Below are 13,248 nucleotides of genomic sequence, written 5' to 3' on the forward strand. Positions count from 1 at the left end.
AAAGATTGCTCTTGCTTTGTTTTACTCACTACAACAGTATCATCATTAGCTACATTTAGCCACTTCTTTAAGCTCAGCTTTATTATTTACTAACTCCTTAGCAAGTTCTACCGCATGTTTTTCAGGATTTTTCATAACAAGTGCAGATTTTTCTCTGATCACTTCTTTTTGCACTTCCGTTACAAAAGTATTTTCCGTATGGACAACGATAGTATTATTGATTGCCTCAGCTAATTTTTGCAGCTCAGGTTTTTTAACATATTCTTATTTCGTTAGCTTGACGTTGCTGATACTCCGCTTGCAGTCTTTGCTCTTCATTCTTCTATTATTTTCTTCGACTATTGCTCTTTCGTTAGCCTCTTGTTGTGCTAATCTTTAATTTTCATTTCTTCTTTCTTCTTCTTGCTGTTGCTGAGCTTGCAGTCTTTGCCGTTCAGCTCTTTTTCGTTAACTTCACGCTGAGCTTGAGCCTGTGCTTGTTTGCTGATTCTGCTGACCTTGTCCTTGCTGGTTCTGCTGTGCTTGAGCTTGTTGCTGAACTTGCTGTTGTTGCCGCTGTAATCCTTGAATTTCAGCTTGTAATCTAGGTTGCTGCTGTGCGCTACTTCTTGAACCGCTGCTTGTCCTGCTTGTTCCTAAAGTTCATTTTTCCCGTAACCGGATTATAATTATGCCCTTCAGGAACAAATGCACCGCCATTGACCCTAAAAATAGATAATGCCGATACTGCATCTACGGGATGGGCACCGTTAACATTAATCTCAATACTTGTACCGGCTAATACGCTAGGGAGATTTTTTTGAAAAAATACACTATATCCTCCGGTTACGTTAAATGTAATATTACCGGAAAATTATACATTACCGTTAAGAATTAAGTCACGTCTAAGGTCAAATGTTGAACCGTTAATTTTAGCATTTCCCTCAATTGTAACAGGATTAGCGTGAACATTATAAGTACCGGCCTCAAAGTTAACTTTGGGTAGCATAAATGTTTTTATGTAGGTTACGAACATGATTCCGTAAATGTTAACTTCTCAATCCTCTTATTTACTGCACTGACTTCATAAATATTAGAAGTATTTACAAAAGTTACTTCACCTTGGCCTGCTTTACTAGTAGTAATGTTACCGATTAAATCTTTATTAAACTTTACTTTGCCGCGATTCGTAAATTCTAAATTACCGGTATGTATTAAATTAGTTCTATTACCTCTATTATCCTGATTATACTGAGTCATATCAAGTTTTTCTTGAAACTCAACATCATTACTTGCTACTGTAATCTTCTTTGCGTATACATTTTGTTTGAATTCAGCTTTATTTTCATTTCCAATTTTTATCTCGGCAACTCTAAAATCCTGTAAGCCGACGCTTTTACGAAAAATTACCGCATTTTTTCCTTTTACTTCAACTATACCATGATCATCTCCCGGATTATTGGAAGCAACTCCGGACCATACATCTATATTCTGTTTAGAAGAATCTATAATTAATTTTGAATTTTGTCCTAAAACAATATCATTAGAATAAATATCAGACTTTAAGGTAGCTGTTTTATTATTTTCTATCTGTAATGCAGAAATACTAAAAAGATTCATTCCATCGTGACCGATAGGTTTTGTAAAAACTACATTATTGCCTGCTACAGTTAATCTACCTCTCTCTATACCGTTAGAGTATATTCTATTATCAACATTATTATTTTCAAAAACTAACTCAACCGACGCACCGCCAAATCGAATTGCACCGACTGCACTAATATCGTTTCCCTTAATAACTAATTTACTATCCTCAACTAATGCTCCTGTGTTTGCTACCTGATGGTGAAGTAGTATATCCACTTTTGCATTCTTATTACCACCATATCCTAGGGGAACTCTTAAAGCATTTTGAACTGCTGCTTGAGTTTCATTTTTATTAACATTAACTATATTATTAATACTAGTTGGATTATTAGTCGGAATTATAAGCCCCCATGAAGTATAACCGTAAAGATTAATATTACCTATATTGATATCAGTATCAATATTAAGACGCTGATTATTCTCCGTTAAGATAATATTATCACTGTTTTGTGGATTATAATGAGCTCCATTATACTGCCAATCATTCCCATCTCATGTGTAAACAGTCGGTCTTGCAGCAACAATATCCACCGCAAAGCTTTCTGCACTTGCAAGTAGCCCGATACTACTGGTTGCTAGTAAAAGTTTATTAAAAAAAGTTTTTTTCTTATTATAATTTCCCCTATAACTTATTGTTTTTAATGATTTCCCCACTTAACTTATTGGTCATTATACACTATTTATTTATGACGCACAACAATTAATTAATAAATTTACTATTAGTTAATATTTATTAATTAATTACGATTGAGTGATTTATAAAATTTAAAGGAAATAGGCTGGTTTAATGAAGAAGGGTTATGGTGCTTGTTTGGTGGGTAATCGTCATTGCGAGCAGGCATTGTTGCGTGGATCAATTTCACCTCTGTCATCCCGTGGCTTGACTACGGGGTCCATAAAAACAATAAAAATACTAATAATTTTAGTATTTTTAACTGGATCCCGCGATCAAGTCGCGGGATGACAGAGGTGAAATTGATCCACGCAACAATGCCTTGCGAGCAAGCCGTAGGCTGCGTGGCAATCTCATGAAATAATAACAAACTCCTGAAATTGCGTACGTACAATTACTTACGTAATTTCCTCGCAATGACGTCAAAATAACATCCTATTCATCATCTATATTAGAAAGCTCATCTTGTAATTCTTGAGAAAATATATCCTTATCATCGTTAGAATCACTTGATTTCTTAAGGGAGTTTTTGAAATCATTTAGGTCTTTATTTTCAAATATTTCAATAGATTTTAAAGTCTTGTTTGGAATTATAACTATAATATTTTTACTTAATTCATCTAAATAATCAGTGGTGATGGAAACTTTCAGCACTCCTCCATATTTGCTCTGTTTGCTACTTACTACAAAATCTTTTAAAGATTTACTTTTAAAATAGTTTTCAGAAGTAAAGATCATTGTTATAAAAAATAGTACTAATGAGATAGTAGTACCTACGGCAAATCCCGCTAATAGCCCTAAGAATCTGTCAATAAAACCGTTTCTCATAAACGAAATTATAGCAAGAAATTTATAAACTATAAAAACACATAAAATTAAAGAAATAACATAAGATATAACACCGGCAATAATTATTCTTATAACCTCATTATCCATATATTTCCCGATTAGTTCAGAAATATATGGATATAAGAAATATCCTAACATTATAGAAGTAATAAAACCGAGTATTCTAGTTAAAAACCCGATTATACCTTGATATAAGCCGAAAAATGAGAAAAGAGTAATAATAGCAAAAATAGTAATATCAAAAAATGTGATCATTATTGTTAACTTCTATTGAATAATTGGATTTAAATCTTATATATTAATTTTTATAATTAAAGTTTAATTTATGGGCGATAAAATTTTTCATAACTTATCCGGTAAAACACTCGTTGCTACACCACATGTAATTACAAAAGGCATTTACCATAAATCCTTAATTTATATGTTATCACACACGGAAGAAGGAGCAATAGGATTAATATTTAACCGCTTAGTAAATCATATAGACTTAAAATCGTTTTTTAAAATAAAAAATGACGAAATAATAACCCCGGTTATGGTTCCTATATATCTTGGCGGACCCGTAGAACATGAAAAAGGGTTTTTTCTTCATTCTAGCGATTATAATAAAAATTTGTTATTGGATTTCCATAATGATTTAGCAGTAAGCTCTAATTTAGAAATTTCAGAAGATATAGCTTTCGGTAAAGGACCTAAAAATAGCTTATTCATTGTCGGTTATACAGCATGGAAACCAGGACAGCTTGAAGAAGAATTAGAGAAAAATCTATGGCTGGTTATGGATTGTAATAAAGAATTTATTTTTGCCGATAATCCTGAAAGTAAATGGCATAATGCATTAAAACACTTAGGCATTGATGAAATACATTTCTCATCACAAATAGGGAATGCTTAGATAACGTCATTAGGTATGGCTCATGTGTCATTTTGCGAAGAGGTTTTGTTGCGTGGATCAATAAAACCCACTATGTCATCCCGTGGTCAAGCCACGGGATGGACACAGAAAAGCACTGAATTCCCACTTTCGCAGGAATGATATTTTTATTTAACCATTTTTTGGTAAGCCTAAGCAATAATGCTTTAAAAATTTTCCTTGGCTGCTAATTAAATACACAAAATTAGAATGTTGTAATTCATATTCGTTTGTTTTTACATCAAATATTTTGGATGTATAGAAGACCTTAAATTGGTTTGCTAATTGTTCAATATCTTGTACTCCCCCCGTTAAACCTATAAAATTAACATCTATTTTTTCTAAATATTTTTTTAATACCTCACTTGTATCATGCTCAGGATCTAGAGCAATAAAAACTACTTGTACTAAAATATTCTCTTTCTTCAAAATCTTAATAATATCTTCTACTCTTTTTAGTGCTTGATTGTCATACAAGGAATAGGTAGTACCAAAATAAATCAAACTTAAATGACCTTGCAAATGGGTACTATCAAATTTCTTTCCTTCTTGATCTATAAGAGTAAACTTAATTTTAGGCGAATCGTCCATATTACTAGTTTTTGCCCCAATCTTAATCTTAGACGAAGTTAATGAAGAATAAAATAAACATAAAAATATTATGCCCGTAATCATAGCTAGGGCTATAAAAATTTTTATAATATATATTTGGTTTTTATTATTTCTCATAACCTAAGTAATTATTAATATTTATTTATAATAAAACTTATTCTTATCATATACGCAATAAAAATTATCTTTTACTATATTAAATATCGTAATATCTAAATTGTGATATTTTTATCATATACATATTTTTAGTTAACGCCGATTATGGATAAGGAATAGAGAGGAAGGAAGGTTGCAAGAGTTATTAAACCTTATATAAATAGGGCACTGAAGGAGTAAAATAAAGGTTTAATAACATGTGTAAATATACTACAATATTTTGTATAGTAGATAAATTTTGTAAAATTTATGAGAAATGGGTAAAACATCAATTGCTGAAAAGTAATAAGCAAAGATTTAGAGAAGGTAAGCTTTCCTTAAGTGAAGAACTCTCAATAATGATTTTTACCATTTTAGTGCATATAAACATTTAAAAGCTTATTACCAAAACTTTATTATTAATGGTAATTTGTTCAGGAATCCACCTTGTTATGAGAGATTTGTTCAGCTTATTCCTTCATTATTTCTGCCATTGATTGTGATGTTACATTACTTAAGTGGGAAAAGAACGGGAATTTATTATGCAGATTCCACACATTTTGCAGTATGTAAAAATATCAGAATTAATTCTAACAGAACTTTTAATAATCTTGCAAAAATGGGACGTAGAATACCAAAAGGATCTACATATTTTGTATCTACTAAATATAAATTTTTTTCTTTCAACCAGCTATTTAACCCCGATTATGGATAAGAAATACATGGTTTATTAGGTTTAAGTTGGTAAGCAATAAGAGCAGAGAATAGAGAAGTAAAAAAATTAATAGGTGATCGATGTCTGGAAGGAGTAATATTAAAATTCTCTTTTATGTAGCCAAAAATGGTTTCGATAATGAATCTCTTCCTTAAAAGGATTTTATCCAAAAGAGGTAATAAATAGTTTTTCATATCCTTTCTTATTCCGGTAATTTTTATTAAACCTTGCTTATAAAGTTTTGTAAACATTTTTTCTGAAATAAACTCCTTATCATCATAACACTTACCTTTTAGACCTTTTTTGATAACCATTGCTTCAAATGCAATTCTGTCATCAACATTACCTTTGGTAATTTTAACAGCAATAATTTCTCCCTTATCATTGATTATCATATGAAGCTTGAATCCAAAAAACCAATCGACAGAACTACGTCCCATTTTTGCAAGATTATTAAAAGTTCTGTTAGAATTAATTCTGATATTTTTACATACTGCAAAATGTGTGGAATCTGCATAATAAATTCCCGTTCTTTTCCCACTTAAGTAATGTAACATCACAATCAATGGCAGAAATAATGAAGGAATAAGCTGAACAAATCTCTCATAACAAGGTGGATTCCTGAACAAATTACCATTAATAATAAAGTTTTGGTAATAAGCTTTTAAATGTTTATATGCACTAAAATGGTAAAAATCATTATTGAGAGTTCTTCACTTAAGGAAAGCTTACCTTCTCTAAATCTTTGCTTATTACTTTTCAGCAATTGATGTTTTACCCATTTCTCATAAATTTTACAAAATTTATCTACTATACAAAATATTGTAGTATATTTACACATGTTATTAAACCTTTATTTTACTCCTTCAGTGCCCTATTTATATAAGGTTTAATAACTCTTGCAACCTTCCTTCCTCTCTATTCCTTATCCATAATCGGGGTTATCTCAAGAAATACTTTACGTTTTTCATTTACAAGCTTTTCTTTAGAAAATAAATATTTTGGTAGTTCGTTATCTAATAAATTCTGTTGCACTCCTGACAAGCTTTTACCGATGCGTCTTGCGTATGACCTATTCAAATTGATAGGAGAAAATAATATTACCCTACTGTAACCTTGTAGGTCCCTGTAAACATTTTCAATATTATAATCCTGATCTAAGAAAATTTGAGTTACCGCTTCTTCCTGTTTAAACCCTATTTCTAATATAATCTTACCGTTTGGTTTTAAGAATTGTTTGGCATTTCCGGCGATTGTTTTATAACACTGTAAGCCGTCTTCTTCAGCAAATAAAGCAATAGACGGTTCATAATTGATTGTTTCAATTGCCATCTCTGATTTTTCGCTGTGAGATATATAGGGTGGGTTGCTAACTATAAGATCAAATTTTTGCTTTCCTAGATTTTCAAACCAATCACTATGAATAACTTGCAAACGATCCATTACCTCATATTTTGCCGCATTACTTTTGATAATTTCTATAGCATCAAGACTTATATCGGTCGCAATTACATTAGCATTCGGTAACTCACATAATAGGCTTATAGCAATACAGCCGCTACCTGTCCCGAGTTCTAGGATTTTTGTGTATTCGTCATTGCGAGAAGACACCATAGGCGTCGACGAAGCAATCTCAGGCAAAATCCCTGAGATTGCCACGCTCCTTTCAGTCGCTCGCAATGACGGTTTGAGTAATCCTAGAACTATTCTCACCAAAACTTCAGTATCGCTTCTTGGAATTAATACATGTTTATTAACAATAAATTCACGTGAGTAAAATTCTTTAACACCTGTAATATACGCTATCGGTTCATGCTTTAATCTTCTCTCTAACAGTTTTTCAAAAGCTTCTATCTCGGCTTCATTTAACTGCTCATCAAGATTAATAAGCAAATACTCAATAGGTTTATTTATAACATGCCGTAGTAAAATTCGTGCTTCTAATTGCGGCGAACTAATACCGATTTTATTTAATTTATCTGTAGCATTACTAAGAATTTGCTTTATAGAACATTGCATGGAAAGTTTTATTTTCTGCCAAAATTTTTCATTTCTAAAATCTCATCTACACTACCTAACGGTACTCGTTTTTTAAGTTCGGTAAATTCACTAAATATGTTAGAAGATTTATTATCAGTTATAATCTCCCCATATCCCTTGGCAGCTCACAAGAAAATTCCATAATCTCATTACTAGTCGGATGAGTAAAACTTAAATACCAAGAATGTAGGGCTTGACGCTTAAAATCAATTAATTTTGCTTTTAGTTCAGGGGGAGAATGAGCAATTTTTCGGTCGTTATTGCCATAAGTTTGATCGCCGACTACCGAATGTTTTAAATGGCTTAGCTGTACTCTAATTTGATGAGTTCTGCCCGTACTAAGCTTGCACTCTACCATACTAATAGTACCGCTGTAAAACAATTCTAGAGTCTTGTAATGCGTAACGGCTTCTTTACCGCCATATTTTAATATGGTCATTTTTTGACGATCGCTTCTGCTACGACCGATATTATTCTTAATGATTCCTTCTAGCGGATTAATTACTCCCCACACTAACGCTTTATATTTCCGTATTACCTGTCTTTGCTCTATCTGATTTGCAAGCAACATATGTGCTTTATTATTTTTAGCAACTACCATCAAACCGGTAGTGTCCTTATCTAAACGATGTACTATCCCTGGTCTTTCTGATGAACCGATATCCGATAAATTCTTCGTATGATAAAGTAATGCATTAACAAGCGTATCATCATGATGCCCTGCTCCAGGATGTACCGTCATACCTGCAGCTTTGTTAATTACTATCAAATCATCATCTTCGTAAATTATATCAAGTGCTATATTTGCTGCTGCAATTTTTAGCTCTTCAGGTTCTTTAAAAGAAAATAATATAACATCATTCTCCTTGACCAAAACATCAGGATCAGAAATAATTACATCATTAACTTGTACGCAAGAACTTTTAATAGATTTTTGAATTTGGTTTCTAGAAACATTTTCAAGAAGTTGTGATAAAGCTTTATCAAGTCTTATATTATTTAGTTCGTTCGGTACATTATATGCTAACATTATGTTATTAATGAATAATACGCTTAAATGGTTAAGTGCAATCGGTGTTGAATATTATTGCCATGAACATCCACCGAAATTAAAAGTGAGTAATAATACCAAGCTAACTGAAAAGCCACAAGTAAAACTTATGCCTACAAAAGAAACTGCATTCAATATGAATAGAAATCTTTCCAAATTTAAAGGAGACACGGAACACAGAACCACAGCGTACACAAGCGTACGTGAGGATTCGAGTACCGGATCGACGTATAAATTACCTCTAGAAGTAGAGTTTGGGAAGATTTCTAATGATAAAGTTCATGATAATATAACCCTAGCAAGATCTCTTGCCGATAAAGCTAATAATATCGAAGAACTAAAAGAATCTCTACTAAATTTTAATGGTTGTGAACTTAAGAAATTTGCTACTAATACGGTTTTCGGTGACGGTAATTTGGAAGCTAAAATTATGTTAATAGGCGAAGCCCCGGGAAGTATCGAAGATTTAAAAGGCATACCTTTTTGCGGTGAAAGTGGCAATTTACTTGATAATATGCTGCACGCTATCGGAATTTCACGAAAAAATAACGCTTATATTACGAATACGGTATTTTGGCGTCCTCCTGCTAATAGACAACCGACACTCGAAGAAGTCGATATTTGTAGACCTTTCGTTGAGAAGCATATCGCTCTTATTAACCCGAAGCTAATTATTCTAGTCGGTAGCACGGCTGCAACTAGTTTACTTGGAAAAAATTCAGGTATTACTAAAATTAGACAAGAATATTATTTTTATACCAATAAATATCTATCCGCTCCTATTCAAACTACGGCAATCTTCCACCCTGCCTATCTATTACGCCAACCTATGCAAAAACGAACCTCTTGGTATGATTTACTCAAGATTAAGGAGTATTTAGTAAATAATAGACTTCTTACATAACTTGTACATTAATCTCGTACTCACAGTTTAAATAATTTTCTACTGGACAATTAGTCGTATATATGCGACGATGTAATCGTCTCTAGTTAAGCTTAATATGCAAAAAACTAAACAAATACAATTTTTTATAACAGAAAATGGTAAATCTTATATTAAAGATTGGTTAGAAAATTAGATATCGAGACGCATAGTAGAATTCTTAATAGATTAGTTCGCTTAGAATATGGAATTTATGGTGATTACAAACAGATAAAAGGAAGGCTATATGAGCTTAGGTTTTTCTTTGGCAAAGGTTATAGAATATATTTTACTGAAAAAGATAATAAAATTATTCTGCTATTAAATGCAGGTAATAAAGATACTCAAGGCAAAGATATTAAAAAAGCCTTAGAAATAATAGAAGAAGTTTATAAACAAAATTGAGGGTGTTATATGGAAAAGTTTACAGATTATTTAAAAGAAAAATTACAAAATGAGGAAATATTAGTAGGATATATTAATGAAGCGTTAGAGCAATATTTTGTGGTCATAATAAGGAGCTATTTTTGGCTACTTTAAAAGAAACCATTATAGCAAAAGGAGGTATAGCAAAAATCTCTAAAGAAGCTCATATAAATAGACAACATATATATAGAATGTTATCTAGCAAAGGTAATCCAAGTTTCGACAATATAGGATCTTTATTAAACGCTTTAGGCTTGCAGTTGAAAGTAGAAGCATGTGCGTTTTAAATTTTCATTAACCTTGCAAGTTGAGCAAGATATCAAAGAAAATTTTTAAATCCTAATAAATCATAATTCATTTCTAATTTCATTAAATTAGGGTTATACTTACTAATGTATAAAAATAAGGTATATCCATATGACCAATGAAAATAATAATGATTCAGAATTTGCCGAGTTAAAAATCAGAGGAAAAATATTTAAATTACCGATACTTAAAGCAAGTATCGGTGAGGATGTAATCGATATAAGTAGGGTATCTGCAGAAGCCGATTGCTTTACTTACGACCCGGGCTTTATGTCTACTGCTTCTTGTCAATCTACTATCACCTATATAGACGGTGATAAAGGAATCTTGCGGCATCGAGGATATGATATTAAAGATTTAGCTGAAAAAAGTGATTTTTTAGAAGTAGCATATTTACTGATTTATGGGGAACTACCAAGTAGCGAGCAGTATAATAATTTCACTAAACAGGTTGCTCATCATTCATTAGTGAATGAAAGATTACATTATTTATTTCAAACCTTTTGTAGCTCTTCTCATCCTATGGCTATTATGCTTGCGGCTGTCGGTTCTCTTTCGGCATTTTATCCTGATTTATTGAATTTTAAGGAAGCAGACTACGAACTTACCGCTATTAGAATGATTGCTAAGATACCTACTATCGCCGCAATGTCTTATAAATATTCTATAGGGCAACCGTTTATTTATCCTGATAATTCGTTAGATTTTACCGAAAATTTTCTGCATATGATGTTTACAACGCATTGTACGAAATATAAAGTAAATCCAATAATAAAAAATGCTCTTAATAAGATATTTATCCTACATGCAGACCATGAGCAGAATGCTTCTACCTCAACAGTTCGAATTGCCGGCTCATCCGGAGCTAACCCTTTTGCTTGTATTAGCACGGGTATTGCCTCACTTTGGGGACCTGCTCACGGCGGGGCTAATGAAGCGGTAATAAATATGCTTAAAGAAATCGGTAGTTCTGAGAATATCCCTAAATATATAGCTAAAGCTAAGGATAAAAATGATCCGTTTAGGTTAATGGGTTTTGGTCATCGTGTATATAAAAACTATGACCCGCGTGCCGCAGTACTTAAAGAAACGTGCAAAGAAGTATTAAAGGAACTCGAACAGTTAGAAAATAATCCACTTTTACAAATAGCAATAGAACTTGAAGCTATCGCTCTTAAAGATGAATATTTTATTGAGAGAAAATTATATCCAAATGTTGATTTTTATTCAGGTATTATCTATAAAGCTATGGGTATACCGTCGCAAATGTTCACGGTACTTTTTGCAATAGCACGAACCGTAGGCTGGATGGCACAATGGAAAGAAATGCACGAAGACCCTGAACAAAAAATCAGCAGACCAAGACAGCTTTACACCGGTTATGCACATAGAGAGTATAAGGGTATTCGGGAGAGGTAAACATTGTCGTCATTGCGAGCGACTGCAAGGAGCGTGGCAATCTCAAGAGATTTGATGAGATTGCCACGTCGCTTCGCTCCTCGCAATGACGTTGAAAATATAAATCATATGAATTTTATTGATGAAGTTAAAATATTTATAAAAGGTGGGAACGGCGGCAATGGTTGTGTTAGTTTCCATCGTGAGAAATTTATTGACAGAGGCGGACCGGACGGTGGTAACGGTGGACGTGGCGGTAGTGTTATTTTCAGGAGTAATCACCATCTTAATACGCTAGTAAATTATCGATATAAACAGCATTTTACCGCAGAAAACGGTGAAAACGGTAAAGGTTCAAATAGAAGTGGTAAATCAGGAAAATCGTTAGTTCTTGATGTTCCCATCGGTACTCAAATCTTTTCCGAGGACGGCAATATATTATTGCATGAATTTACTGAAGATGACCAAAGCTTTGAAATAATTAAAGGAGGAAGTGGCGGTCTTGGTAACAGTCATTTCAAAACGTCGGTTAATCAAGCTCCAAGAAAGCGTACGGAAGGAGAAATTGCCGAAGAAATGTGGATTCATTTAAGCTTAAAACTTCTCTCTGATGTTGGGCTTGTGGGTCTTCCAAATGCCGGTAAATCTACTTTTTTATCGGTTGTAACGGCAGCCAAGCCTAAAATTGCCGATTATCCCTTTACTACTTTAGTGCCGAATCTTGGAGTGGTGTATGTTGATGACGAAGAGTTTGTTATAGCCGATATTCCTGGCTTGATCGAAGGAGCTCATCAAGGTCACGGACTTGGCGATAAATTCTTAAAGCATATAGAAAGATGTAATGTATTAATACATTTAATAGACGGCTCTAGTAATGATGTAGTTGCAGATTATAATACGGTACGTCTTGAGCTTGAATCATATTCCGATTATCTAAAAAATAAAATCGAAATCATATGTCTTAATAAATGTGATGTTCTTACCGATGAGGAAATACAAGAAAAAATAAATAAGTTACAGAAAGCTACTAATAAAGAAGTTTTTCCTATCTCTACCTACACTAATACCGGAGTAAATAAAATAGTTAAACTGGCTTTAAAGACTATAAAAAATCAGAAGTAATACTGTTAGGTATTAGTTGCATGGATCGAAAAACCCGTTCAATGTCATACCGTGGCTTGACCACGGGATCCAGAAATACAATTTAAACTAATATTATTAATAGTAATCTTTAATGTCATCCCGCAACTTGATTGCGGGATCTCAGGATACAGCCTGTGACACAAGAGCCCGTGGTCAAGCCACGGACACAAAAAAAGCACTGTATTCCTGTTTTTGCAAGAATGAAAAAAACGGTAAACTTTAAAGTGTACAAGTTACGACTTAATCTGACAGAGTTGAGTAATCAGACAGCTTGATGGGCAATCATCAAATTGTCTGATATTCTCTCTATATTACCAATATTTTTATCTTTAGCAATATAAAGTGAATCTGTAAAAGATTGCATTGGTGTTTTACCAAAGCAATGTTTACCGGAATGAGGTCTTGCATTATTGTAACTCACAAGCCAGTTATCTATATC

17 protein-coding genes and 5 pseudogenes are annotated in these 13,248 nt (G+C 32.8%); 11 read left to right on the plus strand and 11 right to left on the minus strand.

The window, feature by feature from the left end:
- Positions 1-45: 45 nt before the first annotated feature.
- The gene (locus tag RMONA_RS10785) at positions 46-174 is read right to left on the minus strand and encodes a hypothetical protein (RefSeq protein WP_023507328.1); all 129 of its coding nucleotides are present in this window, start codon (positions 172-174) and stop codon (positions 46-48) included.
- 191 nt (positions 175-365) lie between these two features.
- On the opposite strand from RMONA_RS10785, the gene RMONA_RS01520 reads away from it, so the two are divergent.
- Positions 366-587, plus strand: a complete 222-nt coding sequence (locus RMONA_RS01520; RefSeq protein WP_037230977.1) for a hypothetical protein — start codon at positions 366-368, stop codon at positions 585-587.
- 266 nt (positions 588-853) lie between these two features.
- Here RMONA_RS01520 and RMONA_RS10790 read toward each other — a convergent pair whose 3' ends face one another.
- The 3 genes from RMONA_RS10790 to RMONA_RS09555 all read right to left on the minus strand — a co-directional run bounded on the left by RMONA_RS10790 (position 854) and on the right by RMONA_RS09555 (position 2,280).
- Positions 854-988, minus strand: a complete 135-nt coding sequence (locus tag RMONA_RS10790) for a hypothetical protein (protein WP_277914371.1) — start codon at positions 986-988, stop codon at positions 854-856.
- A 17-nt stretch (positions 989-1,005) separates the two neighbouring features.
- Entirely contained in the window at positions 1,006-1,842 is an 837-nt protein-coding gene (locus RMONA_RS10065; RefSeq protein WP_023507330.1) for a hypothetical protein, read from the minus strand.
- 276 nt (positions 1,843-2,118) lie between these two features.
- A complete protein-coding gene (locus RMONA_RS09555; protein ID WP_172643940.1) occupies positions 2,119-2,280 on the minus strand; it encodes a hypothetical protein in 162 nt (53 codons plus the stop codon).
- Positions 2,281-2,454: 174 nt separating this feature from the next.
- Between RMONA_RS09555 and RMONA_RS10070 the strand changes: the two genes are divergently transcribed.
- Positions 2,455-2,658 carry a hypothetical protein gene (locus RMONA_RS10070; RefSeq protein ID WP_242402827.1) on the plus strand — a complete coding sequence of 68 codons (204 nt, stop codon included), beginning with the start codon at positions 2,455-2,457 and terminating at the stop codon, positions 2,656-2,658.
- Positions 2,659-2,734: 76 nt separating this feature from the next.
- On the opposite strand, the gene RMONA_RS01530 is transcribed toward RMONA_RS10070, so the two are convergent.
- Positions 2,735-3,403, minus strand: coding sequence for a CvpA family protein (locus tag RMONA_RS01530; RefSeq protein WP_023507331.1), 669 nt, complete (start codon positions 3,401-3,403; stop codon positions 2,735-2,737).
- Positions 3,404-3,473: 70 nt separating this feature from the next.
- Between RMONA_RS01530 and RMONA_RS01535 the strand changes: the two genes are divergently transcribed.
- Positions 3,474-4,043, plus strand: a complete 570-nt coding sequence (locus RMONA_RS01535; protein ID WP_023507332.1) for a YqgE/AlgH family protein — start codon at positions 3,474-3,476, stop codon at positions 4,041-4,043.
- Between the two features lie 150 nt (positions 4,044-4,193).
- Here the strand turns inward: RMONA_RS01535 and RMONA_RS01540 are convergent, their stop codons facing one another.
- Positions 4,194-4,790, minus strand: coding sequence for an SCO family protein (locus RMONA_RS01540; protein ID WP_023507333.1), 597 nt, complete (start codon positions 4,788-4,790; stop codon positions 4,194-4,196).
- Between the two features lie 520 nt (positions 4,791-5,310).
- On the opposite strand from RMONA_RS01540, the gene RMONA_RS01545 reads away from it, so the two are divergent.
- Positions 5,311-5,523: a transposase gene (locus RMONA_RS01545; RefSeq protein ID WP_046058381.1), complete on the plus strand. Its 213-nt coding sequence runs from the start codon at positions 5,311-5,313 to the stop codon at positions 5,521-5,523.
- Here RMONA_RS01545 and RMONA_RS01550 read toward each other — a convergent pair.
- The 4 genes and pseudogenes from RMONA_RS01550 to RMONA_RS01560 all read right to left on the minus strand — a co-directional run bounded on the left by RMONA_RS01550 (position 5,514) and on the right by RMONA_RS01560 (position 8,593).
- Positions 5,514-6,167, minus strand: a complete 654-nt coding sequence (locus RMONA_RS01550; RefSeq protein WP_339325421.1) for an IS982 family transposase — start codon at positions 6,165-6,167, stop codon at positions 5,514-5,516. The two genes, RMONA_RS01545 and RMONA_RS01550, sit on opposite strands and share 10 nt — an antisense overlap.
- 322 nt (positions 6,168-6,489) lie before the next feature.
- A pseudogene (gene trmB / locus RMONA_RS01555) lies at positions 6,490-7,542 on the minus strand (bifunctional peptide chain release factor N(5)-glutamine methyltransferase PrmC/tRNA (guanosine(46)-N7)-methyltransferase TrmB); the annotation flags it as partial.
- Positions 7,543-7,550: 8 nt separating this feature from the next.
- Positions 7,551-7,646 (minus strand): annotated as a pseudogene (locus tag RMONA_RS11140) (type II toxin-antitoxin system Phd/YefM family antitoxin); the annotation flags it as partial.
- A gap of 14 nt (positions 7,647-7,660) precedes the next feature.
- Complete coding sequence (locus RMONA_RS01560; protein WP_023507335.1) at positions 7,661-8,593, minus strand: RluA family pseudouridine synthase; 933 nt, start codon at positions 8,591-8,593, stop codon at positions 7,661-7,663.
- A 10-nt stretch (positions 8,594-8,603) separates the two neighbouring features.
- Between RMONA_RS01560 and RMONA_RS11145 the strand changes: the two are divergent.
- The 7 genes and pseudogenes from RMONA_RS11145 to obgE form a co-directional block, all read left to right on the plus strand.
- Positions 8,604-8,753 (plus strand): annotated as a pseudogene (locus tag RMONA_RS11145) (uracil-DNA glycosylase); the annotation flags it as partial.
- Between the two features lie 129 nt (positions 8,754-8,882).
- Positions 8,883-9,518, plus strand: a pseudogene (locus RMONA_RS01565) (uracil-DNA glycosylase family protein); the annotation flags it as partial.
- A 159-nt stretch (positions 9,519-9,677) separates the two neighbouring features.
- Positions 9,678-9,941 (plus strand): type II toxin-antitoxin system RelE/ParE family toxin, encoded by a 264-nt coding sequence (locus RMONA_RS01570; RefSeq protein ID WP_023507337.1) that lies wholly within the window; start codon positions 9,678-9,680, stop codon positions 9,939-9,941.
- 9 nt (positions 9,942-9,950) lie between these two features.
- The gene (locus RMONA_RS10795; protein WP_023507338.1) at positions 9,951-10,076 is read left to right on the plus strand and encodes a hypothetical protein; all 126 of its coding nucleotides are present in this window, start codon (positions 9,951-9,953) and stop codon (positions 10,074-10,076) included.
- Positions 10,064-10,249: a helix-turn-helix domain-containing transcriptional regulator gene (locus RMONA_RS01580; protein WP_023507339.1), complete on the plus strand. Its 186-nt coding sequence runs from the start codon at positions 10,064-10,066 to the stop codon at positions 10,247-10,249. Before RMONA_RS10795 ends, RMONA_RS01580 begins: the two co-directional genes overlap by 13 nt.
- A gap of 130 nt (positions 10,250-10,379) precedes the next feature.
- A complete protein-coding gene (locus RMONA_RS01585; RefSeq protein WP_023507340.1) occupies positions 10,380-11,687 on the plus strand; it encodes a citrate synthase in 1,308 nt (435 codons plus the stop codon).
- A gap of 108 nt (positions 11,688-11,795) precedes the next feature.
- Positions 11,796-12,788 carry a GTPase ObgE gene (gene obgE, locus RMONA_RS01590; protein WP_037230993.1) on the plus strand — a complete coding sequence of 331 codons (993 nt, stop codon included), beginning with the start codon at positions 11,796-11,798 and terminating at the stop codon, positions 12,786-12,788.
- Positions 12,789-13,071: 283 nt separating this feature from the next.
- Here obgE and RMONA_RS01595 read toward each other — a convergent pair.
- A pseudogene (locus RMONA_RS01595) lies at positions 13,072-13,248 on the minus strand (IS481 family transposase); the annotation flags it as partial.

The sequence above is a fragment of the Rickettsia monacensis genome, from assembly GCF_000499665.2.
GTDB lineage: Bacteria > Pseudomonadota > Alphaproteobacteria > Rickettsiales > Rickettsiaceae > Rickettsia > Rickettsia tamurae.